The 15863-nt window shown below is 65.5% G+C and carries 15 protein-coding genes; 4 read left to right on the top strand and 11 right to left on the bottom strand.

Annotated elements, in window-relative coordinates:
- Positions 1-16: 16 nt before the first annotated feature.
- From GGR73_RS05255 to GGR73_RS05245, 3 genes are all read right to left on the bottom strand, one after another.
- Positions 17-442, bottom strand: a complete 426-nt coding sequence (locus tag GGR73_RS05255; RefSeq protein ID WP_184455909.1) for a hypothetical protein — start codon at positions 440-442, stop codon at positions 17-19.
- Between the two features lie 48 nt (positions 443-490).
- Positions 491-1069: a DUF4142 domain-containing protein gene (locus GGR73_RS05250; RefSeq protein WP_102252109.1), complete on the bottom strand. Its 579-nt coding sequence runs from the start codon at positions 1067-1069 to the stop codon at positions 491-493.
- A 291-nt stretch (positions 1070-1360) separates the two neighbouring features.
- Positions 1361-1576 (bottom strand): hypothetical protein, encoded by a 216-nt coding sequence (locus tag GGR73_RS05245; RefSeq protein ID WP_154831983.1) that lies wholly within the window; start codon positions 1574-1576, stop codon positions 1361-1363.
- A gap of 104 nt (positions 1577-1680) precedes the next feature.
- On the opposite strand from GGR73_RS05245, the gene moeB reads away from it, so the two are divergent.
- A complete protein-coding gene (moeB, locus tag GGR73_RS05240; RefSeq protein ID WP_184455907.1) occupies positions 1681-2823 on the top strand; it encodes a molybdopterin-synthase adenylyltransferase MoeB in 1143 nt (380 codons plus the stop codon).
- Positions 2824-3047: 224 nt separating this feature from the next.
- Here the strand turns inward: moeB and GGR73_RS05235 are convergent, their stop codons facing one another.
- The 8 genes from GGR73_RS05235 to ndk all read right to left on the bottom strand — a co-directional run bounded on the left by GGR73_RS05235 (position 3048) and on the right by ndk (position 11084).
- Positions 3048-4268, bottom strand: a complete 1221-nt coding sequence (locus tag GGR73_RS05235; protein ID WP_184455905.1) for a molybdopterin molybdotransferase MoeA — start codon at positions 4266-4268, stop codon at positions 3048-3050.
- 176 nt (positions 4269-4444) lie between these two features.
- Entirely contained in the window at positions 4445-5842 is a 1398-nt protein-coding gene (gene der, locus GGR73_RS05230) for a ribosome biogenesis GTPase Der (protein ID WP_024940126.1), read from the bottom strand.
- Positions 5843-5852: 10 nt separating this feature from the next.
- Positions 5853-7070 (bottom strand): outer membrane protein assembly factor BamB, encoded by a 1218-nt coding sequence (gene bamB, locus GGR73_RS05225; protein WP_184455903.1) that lies wholly within the window; start codon positions 7068-7070, stop codon positions 5853-5855.
- Positions 7070-7708, bottom strand: a complete 639-nt coding sequence (locus GGR73_RS05220; protein WP_024940124.1) for a YfgM family protein — start codon at positions 7706-7708, stop codon at positions 7070-7072. Before GGR73_RS05220 ends, bamB begins: the two co-directional genes overlap by 1 nt.
- A 70-nt stretch (positions 7709-7778) precedes the next feature.
- A complete protein-coding gene (locus GGR73_RS05215) occupies positions 7779-8639 on the bottom strand; it encodes a RodZ domain-containing protein (protein ID WP_184455901.1) in 861 nt (286 codons plus the stop codon).
- Positions 8636-9424 (bottom strand): type IV pilus biogenesis/stability protein PilW, encoded by a 789-nt coding sequence (gene pilW, locus GGR73_RS05210; RefSeq protein ID WP_065031392.1) that lies wholly within the window; start codon positions 9422-9424, stop codon positions 8636-8638. Before pilW ends, GGR73_RS05215 begins: the two co-directional genes overlap by 4 nt.
- 10 nt (positions 9425-9434) lie before the next feature.
- The gene (rlmN, locus tag GGR73_RS05205; protein WP_039527310.1) at positions 9435-10640 is read right to left on the bottom strand and encodes a 23S rRNA (adenine(2503)-C(2))-methyltransferase RlmN; all 1206 of its coding nucleotides are present in this window, start codon (positions 10638-10640) and stop codon (positions 9435-9437) included.
- An 18-nt stretch (positions 10641-10658) separates the two neighbouring features.
- Positions 10659-11084, bottom strand: coding sequence for a nucleoside-diphosphate kinase (ndk, locus tag GGR73_RS05200; RefSeq protein WP_024940120.1), 426 nt, complete (start codon positions 11082-11084; stop codon positions 10659-10661).
- Positions 11085-11301: 217 nt separating this feature from the next.
- On the opposite strand from ndk, the gene GGR73_RS05195 reads away from it, so the two are divergent.
- The 3 genes from GGR73_RS05195 (at position 11302) to GGR73_RS05185 (ending at position 15700) form a co-directional block, all read left to right on the top strand.
- Positions 11302-11934, top strand: coding sequence for a TetR/AcrR family transcriptional regulator (locus GGR73_RS05195; RefSeq protein WP_024940119.1), 633 nt, complete (start codon positions 11302-11304; stop codon positions 11932-11934).
- Between the two features lie 25 nt (positions 11935-11959).
- Positions 11960-14332, top strand: a complete 2373-nt coding sequence (locus GGR73_RS05190) for a 3-hydroxyacyl-CoA dehydrogenase/enoyl-CoA hydratase family protein (protein WP_024940118.1) — start codon at positions 11960-11962, stop codon at positions 14330-14332.
- 162 nt (positions 14333-14494) lie between these two features.
- Positions 14495-15700: an acetyl-CoA C-acyltransferase gene (locus GGR73_RS05185; protein WP_024940117.1), complete on the top strand. Its 1206-nt coding sequence runs from the start codon at positions 14495-14497 to the stop codon at positions 15698-15700.
- The last annotated feature ends 163 nt before the right edge of the window (positions 15701-15863 follow it).

The following is a 15863-nucleotide window of genomic DNA, read 5'->3' as shown; positions in this document are numbered from 1 at the left end:
ACGAGCGGACACGATCTCACACGTCCATACCGTCACGCAGGCGCCGTAACGCCTTGCCCATCCACAGATGCCCGACACGCTGCATGCGCTCGACCGATGGCCCAGCGCGCTCTCGCTCATCTGCACCCTGCAGGCTCAACGTGACACAACTGCCCTCGCATCCAGGCGCAGTCTGCACATGCAGCAACACGCCCAGCTGCAGGCCGCGACCGCCATCAACCTGGTAACGCACCGATTCACCCAGGCGCGCCTCACCACGCTGCAGCCCGACAACGCCGCGCCGACACCAGGTGGCCTGCAGCGCCCAGCGTGATGCATGCCCATCGCCAGCGACCAGCTCCGCCACTCCACGCAGGATGCGTCGCTGCACATTGGCATCGCACCACGCATCCAGGATCTGGTGCGGCTCGGCCCGGATGATCAGGCGACGCATCCGCTTCATGGGGTCTTCAACAGCGGCACCCGGTGTTGCCGGTAAGCCAGACATGCCTCAGCGCCCAGCACCCTTGCTGCTGGCCTGCAGCGTCTTGGCAGCCGCCAGATGCTCGGCGACATGGCTGCGCGTGGTCTGCAGATGCGCCAGCACCTGTGCCGTCTTGGCCGCAGGAATCAGTTGCTTGTCCAGCGCCGCCAGCGCATCGGTGTGGTCCTTGACCATTGCCGTGACGTACGCAGCCTCGAAGGCCTTGGTATCGAGCTTCTGCAACATCGCCAGTTCGGTCTTGCCCTTGCTCATCTGCGCCTTGGCAGCGGCAGCAGACAGGTCCGGCGACCACTTGGCTAGCTTCTGATTGTTGTCGGTATGCTCCTTGACCATCTGCATCGCATAGTCGCGCACGCCACCTTGCACCTGCTTCTGCAGCGCGAGATTGGCCGCACCGATTTCACTGGTGTTGATGGCGCTCAGGGTGCCTAGCGCCTCACGCTCCTTCGCGCTCGGGGAATTAGTGCCCGCCTGTTGCTGGGCAGTGGCGGGCATGCCGGCCTGTGTTGCATTCTGCGCATGCGCAGCAGTGGCGATACCTAGACACAGGGTCAGCGCCGCAAACATCGGGTGACGTACTTTCATGTGGATCTCCAGCCAGAAGGTGTGCCTGCATGCTGGACCTGGTTGCGTGACCTAATCGTCGTACCGGCGTCGAAAGCTGGAGAGGAAACCGTGCTGCACCGCAGTGCGCTTCACATGGAGTGAAGGTGGCATGGCATCCGTGTTGGGCGACTTAGGACGGTGCTGGCACACTGAGCAACCGGCTCCCGTTCCCACGGAACATGGCTCGAGCCGTCCGGCTGCCTTGGAATATCCAGCATTCAGGACTGCGAATGCGCACTTGCAAGACTGCACGTAGCAAGGCCCGCCGGGTCAGGCGCCTGGATCCGCAGGGCCCAACTGATGCGCTGACAGGATGTCGTCGATGCGCTTGACGATTTGCGCCGCCTGCTCCTGCGACTCTGCGGCAGCGGTGATCTTCTCTGCACGTGCGTGGAATACATCCCAGAAATCGTCCGGATGCTGGCGACGAATATCAGGCAGTGCATCGGCAAGTTGTTTCAATTGCGCGTCGATATCGGGGGTCATTGAGGGTCTCCTTGTGTGCCCACGCTACCGCCGTGCTGGTGAGCCTGATGCCAACATGGCAGTCCTGTGCATCGCACGGCCTGCGTTTGCGCGACAATGGAGCCATGAGCAGCCACGATATCTCCCCTGCAGACGCCCGCCTGCGCGCCCTGCAAGGCGCCTTGCTGATCGACATCCGGCAGTTGCACGAGCGTGCCGGCGGCCAGGCCGAAGGCGCGTTGGCGATTGCGCAACACGATCTGGAAACCGCACCCGCACAGCATCTGTCGGAGCAGACGCGCGAGATCGTGCTGATCTGCCAGAGCGGCAAGCGCTCGGCACACACGGCGGAGATCTTGCGCGCGCACGGCTATACGCAGGTGTCTTCGGTGCTCGGTGGCACCGCCGCATGGACCGGCGCCGGCCTTCCCTTGGTGCGCCCTACCCTGCCGCCGGACGAGCAGGATTTTCTCGAGCGCTACTCGCGCCATCTGCGCCTGCCGCAGGTCGGTCTGGAAGGCCAGCAGCGCCTGGCGCAGTCGCGCGTGTTGCTGGTCGGTGCAGGTGGGCTCGGCTCGCCGGCGGCGTTCTATCTGGCTGCCGCCGGCGTCGGCCACCTGCGGATCGCCGATGACGATGTGGTGGACCGCAGCAATCTGCAGCGCCAAATCCTGCATGTGGAAGACAGCGTCGGCGTCGCCAAGGTCAGCTCGGCCGCGCAGCGCATTGCTGCGCTCAATCCACGCGTGCAGGTCGAGGCGCTGCAGGCACGCGTGACTGCCGGCAATGTCGAAGCCCTGCTGAAGGACGTGGATGTCGTGGTCGACGGCGCCGACAATTTTCCTGCGCGCTATCTGCTCAACGATGCCTGCGTCAAACTCGGCAAACCGCTGGTCTACGGCGCGGTACAGCAGTTCGAAGGGCAATTGAGCGTGTTCGATGCCGGCCGCAAGCGCGGCCATGCACCGTGCTATCGCTGCCTGTTTCCCGAGCCGCCACCGCCCGAATTTGCGCCAAGCTGCGCCGAGGCCGGCGTGCTGGGCGTGCTGCCCGGGGTGATCGGATTGCTGCAGGCCACCGAGGCGATCAAGTTGCTGCTGGGCATCGGCGAGACCCTCACCGGGCGCCTGCTCAGCTTCGATGCGCTGGCAATGCGCTTTCGCGAAATCCGGCTGCCGCCCGACCCGCATTGCCCGGTGTGTGCTCCCGGTGTCGCATTCACCGGATATGCCGATTACGCCGCCTTCTGCGGCAGCGCCGTCGGCTGAGCGCGACCGATCGGCGCTGGTTGTCGCTTCGCATCAGGCCGCCACGTTCCTGCGCGTGACGTGGACGGGGCAGTGCGCCACTGCGTGCGCCCTCCGTGGCTGCCATCACGTCACGCACCGCCGGCGTTCAGTGCCGAAGCCGCGAAGGACCGGCCTGCATCCGATAGCGCCCGCCTGACGGCGAGCGCGGCCCTGCTGTTTGTCGCGCGTGCTGTACCAAACGCTCAAAGCGCGTAAGGAATCACCCGCACGCTCTCGCCCGCCTCGAAACGCCGTGCCTGCTCGGGCAACACGATCAAGGCATTGCTGTCGGCCGCGCCACGCAGCAGGTGCGATGCATCGCCCCGATGCGGCAACGCCGTCAGACGCCCGTCTTCGCCGCACTCCAGCCGCCCGCGCAGGAACTCCAGGCGCTCGTGGCGTTTTTCCCACGGACTGGCCAGGGCCGCATGCCACAGCGGGCGCGGCTCGCTACGTCCCTGCAGGCCATCCAGCAGCGGCACGCCGTAGGCGATCAGCGTCGCCAGCACCGAGACCGGATTGCCCGGCAGACCCAGCACCAGGCAGCGGCCGATCTGGCCCAGCACCGCCGGCATACCCGGGCGCATGCGCACGCGCCAGAAGTGGATGCGGCCCAGTTCGCCGATCAGCTGCGGCAGATAATCCTTTTCCCCCGCCGAGACGCCGCCGCAGGTGATCACCACGTCGAAGGCCGCAGCCGCGTCCTCCAGCATGGTGCGGATACGTTGCGGATCGTCCGGCAGGGTCGGCCATGCGGTCGGCGCGTAGCCCAGTGCCCGCAGCTGCGCCATCAGCATGTCGCGGTTGCTGTTGTAGATCTGTCCCGGCCCCAACGGCATGCCCGGCTCCACCAGTTCATCGCCGGTGGCCAGCACCGCAATGGTCGGCCGCGGCGCCACCGCAAGCCGCGACAGACCGAGCGCAGCCGCCAGTCCGATCCGCGCAGGCGTCAACACTTGGCCACTCTGTACCACCAGATCGCCCGCGCGCACGTCACTGCCGGCCTGGCGCACCGCCTCACCCGGCGCAGGCATGCTATGGAAACGCACCACGCCATCGCGTTCCTGCGCATCCTCTTTCGGGATCACCGTATCGGCGCCATCGGGCAGCGGCGCACCGGTGGTGATGCGCAGGCATTGGCCGGCGCTCAGCGTGCCGGTCCAACGCTCGCCAGCGAACTGTTCGCCGACCAGTTGCAACGACGCATCGCCGCCAGCGACATCGGCATGCCGCAACGCGAAGCCGTCCATTGCGCTGTTGGCAAAGGGCGGCAACGCGATCGGTGCGATCAGATCGGCAGCGCTGATCCGCCCGTCGGCACGCGAGGTGGCGATGTTCTCGTCGGGCGGACGGCTGTTGGCGGCGACGGCCTGCAGGATCTGCAGCGCCTGTGCATAGGGAATGCGGGAGGGATAGTCGGTCATGGCACGCAGGATACCAGTGCACCACGACGACTCAGAATGCCAGGCGCTGCCAGTGCAGATGCCAGAAGGAATCACTGCACCTTCCTGGCGTAGCTCGCGGCACTGGACCACGGCAGGTGCAGGCGCTGCGGCCACTCCATCTGACGATCATTGGCCGGGCACGGGCCGTTACCTGCTTACTTGCCCTTGACGTGCTTCATCAACCGCCTTTTGCGCGCCACCTGCCGTTCGGTGAGCGTGTTCTTCTTGCCCTCGTACGGATTGGCACCTTCGCGGAAGATGAAACGCACCGGCGTGCCGACCAGCTTGAAGCGCTTGCGGAAGAAGTTTTCCAGATAGCGCTTGTAGGACTCCGGCAGCACCTTCAGGCGCGTGCCGTGCACGATGAAGGTCGGCGGATTTGCGCCACCCGGATGCACGTAACGCAGCTTGGAGACGTGGCCACGGATGCTCGGCGGCGGATTGGTCTCGTAGGCGATTTCCAGCGCCTGATTGACTTCGCTGGTGCTGAACTCGTGCGTGGCCGACGCGTGTGCACGGTGAATCGCCTGGAACAGCTCGCGCATGCCCGAGCCGTGCAGCGCGGAAATCCGCACCGCCTCGGCCCAGCTGACAAAGCCCAGCTTGCGCGCCAGCAGGTCTTCGGCCTGCGCACGCTGGTAGTCGCTCTGCCCGTCCCACTTGTTGATCGCCACCACCAGGGCGCGGCCAGCGTCCAGGATGGCGCCCAGAATGGTCGCGTCCTGGTCGGTGACGCCTTCGCCGGCATCGAGCATCAGCACCGCAACCTGGCATTGCTCGATCGCCTGCAGCGTCTTGAACGCGCTGAACTTCTCCACCGCCTCCTCGACCTTGCCGCGGCGACGCAGGCCGGCCGTATCGATCAAGCGGTACTGGCGCCCGTCACGGTCCATGTCCACGGCGATCGAATCGCGCGTGGTACCCGGCACTTCGGAGGCAATCATGCGTTCTTCGCCGAGCAGGCGATTGACCAGCGTCGACTTGCCCACGTTCGGGCGGCCGACGAAGGCGATGCGCACACGCGCCGGGTCGGTATCCAGCAGCTCGCCGGCACCTTCCTCGGGCAGACGTGCGCCGACTTCCTCGAGCAGTTCGTCGATGCCCTGCCGATGCGCGGCAGACAACGCCACCACATCGGAGAACCCGTAGCGCGCGAATTCCGAGCGCACGGTCTCTTCGTCGGTGCCGTCGATCTTGTTGATGACCAGCACGGTCGGCCGCGCCAGCTTGCGCAGCCAGGCCAGGATCTCGTCGTCCAGCGAGGAGGCGCCTTCGCGGCCGTCGACCACGAACAGCACCAGATCGGCCTCGCCGGCAGCGGCGCGGGCCTGCCGCGCGGTGGCGCCGGCCAGGCCTTCCTCGTCACCGGCAATACCGCCGGTATCGACGACGATGAACGGGCGTTCCTCGTCGAGACGACAGACCCCGTAGTTACGGTCGCGGGTGACGCCGGGCTGGTCGTGGACCAGCGCGTCACGGGTGCGCGTCAGCGCATTGAAGATGGTGGACTTGCCGACATTGGGCCGTCCGACCAGGGCGACCAGGGGCAGCATCGCGAAGTCCTTATTGTGCCAACCGGAAGGCGGTGATATCGCCATCGGTGTTTTGTACCAACAGAATGCCGTCCACGACGAACGGCTGCGCCAGCAGCGTGTCGCGTCCAGCGCGAGCGCGCGCGGCCAGTGCACCGTCGCTGAGTTTCAGCCAGTGCAGATAGCCCTTGTAATCGCCGACCACAGCGTAATCGCCCTGGATGGCCACACCGGTCAGGGAGCGACGCGCCAGCGCAGCCTGCGACCACATTGCCGCACCGCTGCTCTTGTCCAGGCCCCACACCGAGCCGGCGTTGTCGGAGACCACCACCACCGCCGAAGACACGCCAACGCCACCGGCGCCGCCGTGATCGCGCGTCCACAGCGGACGGCCGCTCGGGCCTTCCAGTGCGAGGGTTTCGTTCTTGAAGCTGGTCGCATACAGCGTGGTGCCATCGAGCACCGGGGCGCCGTCCACGTCGGCCATGCGCTCCAGCTCGGTGCGGCCTTCCGGCACGCCGATCGCCTGCTCCCACAACGGGCGGCCGTCCTGCAGCGCCAGGGCGCTCAAGGTGCCGCTGTCGTTGCCGACGAACAGCACGCCCGGGCCGGTCACGATCGGCGCATTGCCGCGCACCGACAGGGTCGGGCCTTCTTCGGCATGGAACCAGCGACGCTCACCGGTGGCCGCGTCGAAGGCGCTGACGCGACCATCGTTGCTGCGCACCAACACCAGGTTCTGTGCAATCGCCGGTGCGGCGATGACTTCGTTCGGCACCTTGGCACGCCATTTTTCGGTGCCATCGGCCTGGTTCAAGGCAATCACGTCGCCAGACAGCGTGCCGATCACCACCAGGCCTTCGCCGACGCCGGGGCCACCGGACAGGCGCTGCTTGAACTTGCGATCGTTACGCTCTTCCTTCTTGGGCTTGTATTCCCACACGCGCTTGCCGGTCTGCAGGTCCAGCGCCTGCACGCCGCCGGTAATCGCCGCGGCGTACACCTTGCCATCGGCCACCGCCGGACGCTGGCGCACGCCGATATGGCCTTCGCCCTTGCCCACGCCGGTGGACCAGATCTTGTCGACCTTGACCGACGGCTCGAACTTGACCAGCTCGGCAGGTTCCTGCGCCTTCTTGGCAGCAGCGTCCTTACCGGCAAACCAGCCCTTGACGGTGCTGCAACCAGCCAGCGACACGCCCATCAGGGCGATCAATGCAATGCGCTTGTACATATCAACCTGCTTCATCAAATCGGCTCCGCCGGATCGGGCACCTTGCCGCCCACATCCATCAGCTTGGTTTCCAGCAAACGGCGCTGCGGCGAGGCCACGTCCACCGTGGTCAGGGCCTTGGCGTAGAGCGCACGCGCTTCGTCCGGCTTGCCCTGCACGACCAGCGCATCGGCGCGGATCTCCAGGCTGGTGTGGTCCTGCGCATCGGCCAGCAGCTTGATCGCTTCGTCCGGCTTGCCGCTTTCGGTCAACACACGCGCCAGGCGCTGCTGCACGATCTGCTTGAGCTCGCCTTCGGCCGGCACGTCGCGCAGGGTCTTGATCGCTTCGGCATGCTTGCCGGCATCCACCTGGGCCTTGGCCAGACGCAATGCAGCCAGTTCGGCGTAGACACCGCCCTTGCCGTCATCGAGCGCCACGATGTCCTTGGCCGCCTTGTCCAGGTCCTTGCCCTGGATGGACTTGACCACCGCTTCGTAACGGGTATTGGCTTCCACCGATTGGGTGGCGGTGTGCTTCTGCCACCACTGCCAGCCCAGGATCAGGGCCAGGCCCACCACGACGCCGCCTACCAGCCCTGCGCCATTCTTTCTCAACCAGGAACGAACGCGTTCGCCTTGTTCGTGTTCGTCCAGCAGATCGTCGATCGCCATGCGTACTCTCGCTCCGTCATCCCGGAGGCGCGGAACATCAATAGGGAAAAATGAAAAACCGCAGTCCGCTTCACTCGGAAGCAGGTACCACGGAGCCATCGGAGGATACCGCAAAACGGGCCACGTTAGCGCGCTGGAACGGTTTCACATCGACGATACTGCCGCCTTGCTGAACCTCTACCGCCGACGCATTACCGAGCACGATGCGGCCCACCTGCCCTGGCGAATAACTGCGACGCTCGCCGGCACGCACCAGTGCCTTTTCGACCGCGCTGCCATCCGGTGCCAGAATCTGCACCCAGCTGTCGCCGCTGAAACTCAACGACAAACTGCCACCACTGGCGGCCGAGGCTGCAGGGGTCTCGACCTCGGGCGTGGCCCGTGGCACCGGCGTCATCGACGCGATGTACGGCGCCGGCTGCTCGCGCGGCGCGCTGGCCGGCTGCGTGGCAGCGTTGGCCGGGGTGCCGGCCCCGGGCGCTTCCGGCATGCTGTCCAGCGATACCGTGCTGGGCGCCTTGCCATCCAGATGCGAACGGGTCGCGTACCACACCGGAACCGCGAACACACCGGTGATCACCACATACATCGCCTTGCGCGCCGTGCTTTCCAGGATGCGCCGCGCCCGCGGCGTATGCGTGTGGCTGACCAGCTTGACCGGCTCGATCGGCGCAATCGCCGCCTGCTGCAGCAGCGGCTCCAGGTCCACATGCAGCAAGCGCGCATAGCTGCGCAACTGACCGCGCACGAAGACCGGCGCACCCAGGCGTTGCCAGTCTTCCTGCTCCAGCGAGCGCACCACGTGCGCCGGCATGCGCAGCTTGCCGGCGACTTCGTCCACGCTCAGACCTGCCGCTTCGCGCGCATCGCGCAAATGCTGTCCGCAGCCCTTTTCCTGCTCGAAAGGGTTCGGATTGGAATCACTGATCACAATGCATTGGCCCCGGGGTTAGCGGTCGCTGCGTCAGGAAATTCCTTGACCAACCGCTGTTGATAACGGCTGGCAGCTACCTTGTCGCCTAGCCCTTGCTCAATCTGAATGGCGAGTTGTAACACGGAAGCGGTTGCCGGTGCAGCCGCAAGCCGTCGTTCAATAAACGCACGCGCTTCGAAATAATTGCGATTGGTTACCTCGGAGCGCGCCATCGACTCGAGTGCGTATGGATTCCGCGGATCCAGTTCCAGCGCCTTGCGCAAGTCACCGACCGCCCGCTGCGGCTGCCCGGCCTTGAGTGCGCAGCCACCTGCATTGCCCAACGCGGAGGCTGGCGATGCGTAGTTTCTGTCGGTCAGGGCGCGATCGAACCAGATCAGCGATTCGGCCGGCGAGCCGTTCGCGCACAACCACGCGCCGTAATTGTTCAGGACATCGCCGCGCTGCGGCGCAAGCTCGGCGGCCCGGCGGTATGACGCACCGGAGCCGGCAACATCGCCCTTGGCGCCTTGAATCAGCGCCAGCAGACCAATGGCATCCACCGACTGGGGATCTTTCTTCAAGGCTGCACGGACCTGCTCTTCGGCAGCGACGTAGTCGCCTGTCTGCAGCCGGTTATTGGCCAGGCCCAGCTTCTCCTGCACCGCCAGACGATTCTTTGTCGCGGTGCTGTCGCGGAACGAATGCACCTGCGCGACCTCCTCGACCGTCTGGACCGAGCCGGCCTTGGCATTGCGACCACCGCAGCCGACCGCGCACAGTGCGATCGCCACAGCCGCCATGGCTGCTAGATCACGCTGCCGCATCTCGACCGGCCTGCCCTTCCAGGGTGCGCAGGAAATCCGCCTGACGACGGGTGCGGTCCATGACCTGCCCCTTGAGCTGCCCGCAGGCGGCGTCGATATCGTCGCCACGGGTCCGCCGCACCATCGTCAGCACTTGTGCGTCAAGCAGGATCTTCTGAAACGCGCGGATCTCGGTCTCGCCCGAGCGCTCGTAACGCGTGCCCGGGAATGGATTGAACGGAATCAGGTTGACCTTGCCGGCGTCCTTGGACTGCACCGCATTGTCGAACTGACGCATCAACCTGGCCAGCTGGCGCGCATGCTCGGGCTGGTCGTTGATGCCCTTCATCAAGGTGTATTCGAAGGTGACCGAATCGCGCTTCTTGTTGCCGCGCAGATAGCGCGCGCAGGATTCCATCAGCTCGGCGATCGGGTATTTCTTGTTCAACGGCACCAGGCTTTCGCGCAGCGTGTCGTTGGCCGCATGCAGCGAGACCGCCAGCGAGACATCGCTTTCGGTTGAGAGCCGGTCGATCATCGGCACCAGGCCCGAGGTCGACAGCGTCACCCGCTTGCTGGCCAGGCCGTAGCCCAGGTCGTCGCGCATCACGCTCATCGCGCGCACGACGTTGTCAAAATTCATCAGCGGCTCGCCCATGCCCATCATCACCACATTGGTGAGGCGGCGCTGCTGGTGCGGCACATTGCCCAGATGGCGCGCCGCCACCCACACCTGCCCGACGATCTCGGCGGTGGTGAGGTTACGGTTGAAGCCCTGGGTGGCAGTCGAACAGAAGGTGCAGTTCAGACCGCAGCCGACCTGGGACGACACACACAGCGTGCCGCGGCCCTTGTCGGGGATGTAGACGGTTTCGATCGCGTTCTTGCCGTCGGTGCCCATGGCCAGCAGCCACTTGTGGGTCCCGTCGGTGGACGGCTTGTCGAACACGACATTCGGGACGAGGACCTCGGCGTGCTGGTGCAACTTCGCACGCAGCGCCTTGCCGAGGTCCGTCATCTGGTCGAAATCGGTGACGTAGCGATGGTGGATCCACTTCATCACCTGATGGGCACGGTAGCGCGCTTCGCCGAGCGTGTCGGCGAAGAAGCGCTCCAGTCCCTCGCGGTCGAGGTCGAGCAGGTTCTGCTTGCGCAGTTCCGGGGTACGGACGGGAACGTCCTGCAGCACGGAGGGGATCACGACCTCATTCACGATTCGACTCTCTCGGCCTCAGCGCGAGACCACTTCGGTGGCGGCAAAGAAATACGCGACTTCGTTGGCAGCGTTCTCGACCGAATCCGAGCCGTGGGCGGCATTGGCATCGATCGAGTCGGCGAAGTCGGCGCGGATGGTGCCCGGCGCAGCGTCCTTGGGATTGGTCGCGCCCAGCAGGTCACGGTGTGCGGCAACGGCGTTCTCGCCTTCCAGCGCCTGGATCATCACCGGGCCGGAGATCATGAACTCGACCAGCGCGTTGAAGAACGGACGCTCGCGGTGCACGGCATAGAAGCCTTCGGCTTCGCGACGCGACAGCTGCTTGTACTTGGACGCCACGATCTTCAGGCCGGCCTTCTCGAAACGGCTGTAGATTTCGCCGATGACGTTCTTGGCAACGGCGTCGGGCTTGATGATGGACAGGGTGCGCTCCAGCGCCATGGGAGGATCTCCGTTGGGCGGGCCACTGAAGGCCCGAGGTTATCATGAAAAAAACCCGCGTCAAAACGCGGGCTTAGGCTTCTTTGCGATGGTCAATTCTATCCCTTCGTCGCTGCATTTGCACACCGCCCCCTGAATCGTGCTGCGTTGCCGCATGACCGTTGCAGCGTCCAGCCCGTAGACTCAAACAATCGTTTGATTGAGTTCCGCCCCGCGCATGCCCAAGCCCGCCCACTTCTCCACCAAGGACCGCATCCTCGGCGCGGCCGAGGAGCTGTTCGCCCAGCATGGCTTCGCCGGAACCTCGCTGCGCCAGCTGACCACCCAGGCCGACGTCAATATCGCGGCGGTCAATTACCACTTCGGTTCCAAGGAAAACCTGGTCAACGAGGTGTTCCGTCGCCGCATGGACGAGATGACCGCCGCGCGCCTGCAGCAACTGGAGGCGGCCAGGAAGTCACAGCCGGGCGAGCTCACCGCGGTGCTGGCGGCCTTCGTCGAGCCGGCGCTGGCAATGGCGCAGGACCGCCAGAGCGGCGGCGCGTTCGTGCGGGTAATTGCGCGCGCCTACGCCGAAAAGAACGACAACCTGCGCAAGTTCCTGTCCGATCACTACGGGCATGTGCTGCGAGAGTTCGGCAAGGCCATCGCTGCCTGCGTGCCGGGCCTGAGCAAGGAAGAGCTGTACTGGCGCCTGGATTTCCTGGCCGGTGCGCTCACCTATGCGATGGCCGATTTCGGACTGATCAAGCGCCCGGCCGGGGTCAGCGAGGCCGACCACCGCGCGCGCGCCGCGCGCGAACTGATTCGTTTTGCGGAACCCGGTTTCCGTACCCATTCCACACCGTAGTCGCTCACACCAAAGGCTCATCGCTATGTCCAATCCGTTGCTAGTCCGTCGTGCTGCCGTGCTCGGTGCCGGCGTCATGGGCGCGCAGATCGCCGCGCACCTCACCAATGCCGGTGTCGACACCGTGCTGTTCGACCTGCCTGCCAAGGAAGGTCCTGCCGACGGCATCGTGCTCAAGGCCATCGCCAACCTCGGCAAGCTCAGCCCTGCCCCGCTCGCCAGCAAGGCCCTGGCCGAGGCGATCACGCCGGCCAACTATGAAAGCGGCCTGGAGCAGCTGCGCGATTGCGACCTGATCATCGAAGCGATCGCCGAGCGCATGGACTGGAAGCAGGACCTGTACAAGAAAATCGCCCCGTTCGTGGCCGATCACGCCGTGCTGGCCTCCAATACCTCGGGCCTGGGCATCAACAAGCTCTCCGACGTGCTGCCCGAGCAGTTGCGCCACCGCTTCTGCGGCGTGCATTTCTTCAATCCGCCGCGCTACATGCACCTGGCCGAACTGATTCCCGCCAAGGGCACCGACAAGGCCGTACTGGAAGGACTGGAAAGCTTCCTGGTCACCACGCTGGGCAAGGGCGTGGTGTACGCGAAGGACACCCCGAACTTCATCGGCAACCGCATCGGCGTGTTCTCGATCCTGTCCACCATCCACCACACCGCCGAGTTCGGGCTGGGCTTCGATGAAGTCGATGCGCTGACCGGCCCGCTGGTCGGGCGCCCGAAGTCGGCGACCTACCGCACCTCGGACGTGGTCGGCCTGGACACCATGGCGCACGTGATCAAGACCATGGGCGACACCCTGCCCGACGATCCGTGGCACCAGTACTTCAAGTCGCCCAAGTGGCTGGAGGCGCTGATCGGCAAGGGCGCGCTCGGCCAGAAGGTCGGTGCCGGCATCTTCCGCAAGGTCGGCAAGGACATCGTGGTGCTGGACCTGGAGAAGCAGGATTACAGAACCGCCGATCGCAGCGCGGCGCCGGAAGTGGTCGAGATCCTCAAGATCAAGAACCCGGCCGAGAAGTTCGCCAAACTGCGCGAGAGCCAGCACCCGCAGGCGCAGTTCCTGTGGGCTACCTTTCGCGACCTGTTCCACTACAGCGCCTACCATCTGGCCGATATCGCCGAGACCGCGCGCGACGTGGATCTGGCGATCCGCTGGGGCTACGGCTGGTCGCTCGGCCCGTTCGAGACCTGGCAGGCCGCCGGCTGGAAGCAGGTAGCGCAGTGGATTGCCGAAGACATCTCCAACGGCAAGAGCATGAGCAGCGCGCCACTGCCGAACTGGGTGTTCGACGGCCGCGACGGCGTGCATGCGGCCGAAGGCTCGTACAGCCCGGCGCGCGATGCCAAGCTGCCGCGCTCGGCACTGCCGGTGTACAAGCGCCAGCGCTTCCCCGATCCGCTGCTGGGCGAGCAGTTCTCGCCGGGCGAGACGGTGTTCGAAAACGACGGCGTACGCATGTGGCATGACGGCGACGACATCGCCGTGGTCAGCTTCAAGACCAAGATGAACACCGTCTCCGATCACGTGCTCAATGGCCTGCAGGAGGTCGTCGGCCGCGCCGAGAAGGACTTCGCCGGGCTGGTGATCTGGCAGCAGAAGGAGCCCTTCTCCGCCGGCGCCGATCTGGCCGGCGCGCTGGGTCTGCTGCAGGCCGGCAAGGTCGATGCATTCGAAGCGCTGGTCGCCAACTTCCAGGCCACCAGCCAGCGCATCAAGTACGCGCAGGTGCCGGTGATTTCGGCCGTGCGCGGGCTGGCGCTGGGCGGCGGCTGCGAGTTCCAGATGCACAGCGCCAAGACCGTGGCCTCGCTGGAAAGCTACATCGGCCTGGTCGAAGCTGGCGTCGGCCTGCTGCCGGCCGGCGGTGGCCTGAAGGAAATCGCCGTGCGCGCCTCGCAGGCCGCAGGTCCGGGCGGCGATGTGTTCGCCGAGCTGAAGAAGACCTTCGAAACCATCGCGATGGCCAAGGTCTCCAATTCGGCGGTCAATGCCAAGGAGCTGGGCCTGCTGCGCGCCACCGACAAGGTGGTGTTCAACAGCTTCGAGGCGCTGCACATCGCCAAGGCCGAAGCGCGCGCATTGGCTGAAGGCGGCTACCGCGCCCCGCTGCCGGCACGCCGCATCCAGGTCGCCGGCGACGTCGGCATCGCCACCTTCAAGATGCTGCTGGTCAACATGCTGGAGGGCCGCTTCATCAGCGACTACGACTATGAAATCGCCACCCGCATCGCCACGGTGATGTGTGGCGGTGAAGTCGATCGCGGCGCACTGGTCGACGAGGAATGGCTGCTCAAGCTGGAGCGCAAGCACTTCGTCGAACTGGCCCAGCAGGAAAAGACCCAGGCGCGGATTGGGCACATGCTCAAGACGGGTAAGCCGTTGAGGAACTGAGATTCGGGATTCGGGATTGGGGATTCGTAACAGCGGCTCCCCTGCCCTCCAACATTCTCGCTTCCACCAAATTCATCCGCCGGGCAGGACCATTCAGGAATCAGGATCCGCAGTTGCGAATCCCCAATCCCGACTCCCCAATCCCGGCTATCGGAGATAGCCATGAGCAAGCAGATTCAAGAAGCCTACATCGTCGCCGCCACCCGTACGCCGGTCGGCAAGGCGCCGAAGGGCGTGTTCCGCAATACCCGTCCCGACGACATGCTGGCGCACGTGCTGCGTGCGGTGGTGGCGCAGGCGCCGGGCATCGATCTGTCGCGGATCGACGATGCCATCATCGGCTGCGCGATGCCCGAGGGCGAGCAAGGCATGAACGTGGCGCGCATCGGCGTGCTGCTCGCCGGCCTGCCCAACAGCGTGGCCGGCCAGACCATCAATCGTTTCTGTTCGTCCGGCATCCAGGCCGTGGCGATGGCCGCCGACCAGATCCGTCTGGGCAATGCCGACCTGATGCTGGCCGGCGGTACCGAGTCGATGTCGATGGTGCCGATGATGGGCAACAAGGTCGCCATGTCGCCGAACGTCTTTGCCGACGACCACGTCGCGATCGCCTACGGCATGGGCATCACCGCCGAGAAAGTGGCCGAGGAATGGAAGGTCTCGCGCGAGGATCAGGATGCATTCGCGCTCGCTTCGCACCAGAAGGCGATTGCCGCCATTGCCGCCGGCGAATTCCGCGACGAGATCACTCCCTACGAAATCCTCTCGCACCAGCCCGACCTGGCCGGCAACGTCATCGCGCTGCGCAAGCGGCTGGTCGACACCGATGAAGGCCCGCGCCCCGACAGCTCGCTCGAAGGCCTGGCCAAGCTGCGTCCGGTGTTCCGCAACGGCCAGTTCGGCGGCAGCGTCACCGCCGGCAACTCCTCGCAGATGAGCGACGGCGCCGGTGCAGTGCTGCTGGCCTCCGAGCAGGCGATCAAGGATTACGGGCTGACCCCGCTGGCGCGCTTTGTCAGCTTCTCGGTGGCCGGCGTGCGTCCGGAGGTGATGGGGATCGGCCCGATCGCGGCGATTCCCAAGGCGCTCAAGCAGGCCGGCCTGACCAAGGACCAGATCGACTGGATCGAGCTCAACGAAGCCTTCGCCGCACAGGCGTTGGCGGTGATCCGCGACAGCGAGCTGGATCCGTCCAAGGTCAACCCGCTCGGCGGCGCCATCGCCCTGGGCCACCCGCTGGGCGCAACCGGTGCGATCCGTGCCGCCACCCTGGTACACGGCCTGCGCCGTCGTCAGCAGAAGTACGGCATGGTCACCATGTGCATCGGCACCGGCATGGGCGCGGCGGGCATCATCGAAGCGCTGTAAGTCATGCATTGCGGGATCGGCCGTCGGGCCGATCCCGCAACGCCGACCAGGCTGTCAGTCAATCAGGGCGTGCGCGAGCACGCCTTTTTTATGCGCCAGTGCAAACGGTCGCCAGCGAATGCCAGCGACACCAAGCATCCGTCGGCGCGCCCGACAGGCACGC

This window comes from Xanthomonas sp. F14 (assembly GCF_014199865.1).
The sequence above is the reverse complement of the archived record's forward strand: the minus strand, read 5'-3'. Positions and strand labels throughout refer to the sequence as shown.

Excerpts from the sequence above, each read along its gene's own strand:
- GGR73_RS05255 (WP_184455909.1), bottom strand. The coding sequence starts at position 442 with ATGAAGCGGATGCGTCGCCTGATCATCCGGGCCGAGCCGCACCAGATC.
- bamB (WP_184455903.1), bottom strand. The coding sequence starts at position 7,070 with ATGAAGCAGGTTGATATGTACAAGCGCATTGCATTGATCGCCCTGATG.
- GGR73_RS05195 (WP_024940119.1), top strand. The coding sequence starts at position 11,302 with ATGCCCAAGCCCGCCCACTTCTCCACCAAGGACCGCATCCTCGGCGCG.
- pilW (WP_065031392.1), bottom strand. The coding sequence starts at position 9,424 with ATGGCGGCTGTGGCGATCGCACTGTGCGCGGTCGGCTGCGGTGGTCGC.
- GGR73_RS05190 (WP_024940118.1), top strand. The coding sequence starts at position 11,960 with ATGTCCAATCCGTTGCTAGTCCGTCGTGCTGCCGTGCTCGGTGCCGGC.
- ndk (WP_024940120.1), bottom strand. The coding sequence starts at position 11,084 with ATGGCGCTGGAGCGCACCCTGTCCATCATCAAGCCCGACGCCGTTGCC.
- GGR73_RS05235 (WP_184455905.1), bottom strand. The coding sequence starts at position 4,268 with ATGACCGACTATCCCTCCCGCATTCCCTATGCACAGGCGCTGCAGATC.
- GGR73_RS05245 (WP_154831983.1), bottom strand. The coding sequence starts at position 1,576 with ATGACCCCCGATATCGACGCGCAATTGAAACAACTTGCCGATGCACTG.
- GGR73_RS05185 (WP_024940117.1), top strand. The coding sequence starts at position 14,495 with ATGAGCAAGCAGATTCAAGAAGCCTACATCGTCGCCGCCACCCGTACG.
- GGR73_RS05220 (WP_024940124.1), bottom strand. The coding sequence starts at position 7,708 with ATGGCGATCGACGATCTGCTGGACGAACACGAACAAGGCGAACGCGTT.
- GGR73_RS05250 (WP_102252109.1), bottom strand. The coding sequence starts at position 1,069 with ATGAAAGTACGTCACCCGATGTTTGCGGCGCTGACCCTGTGTCTAGGT.
- moeB (WP_184455907.1), top strand. The coding sequence starts at position 1,681 with ATGAGCAGCCACGATATCTCCCCTGCAGACGCCCGCCTGCGCGCCCTG.
- der (WP_024940126.1), bottom strand. The coding sequence starts at position 5,842 with ATGCTGCCCCTGGTCGCCCTGGTCGGACGGCCCAATGTCGGCAAGTCC.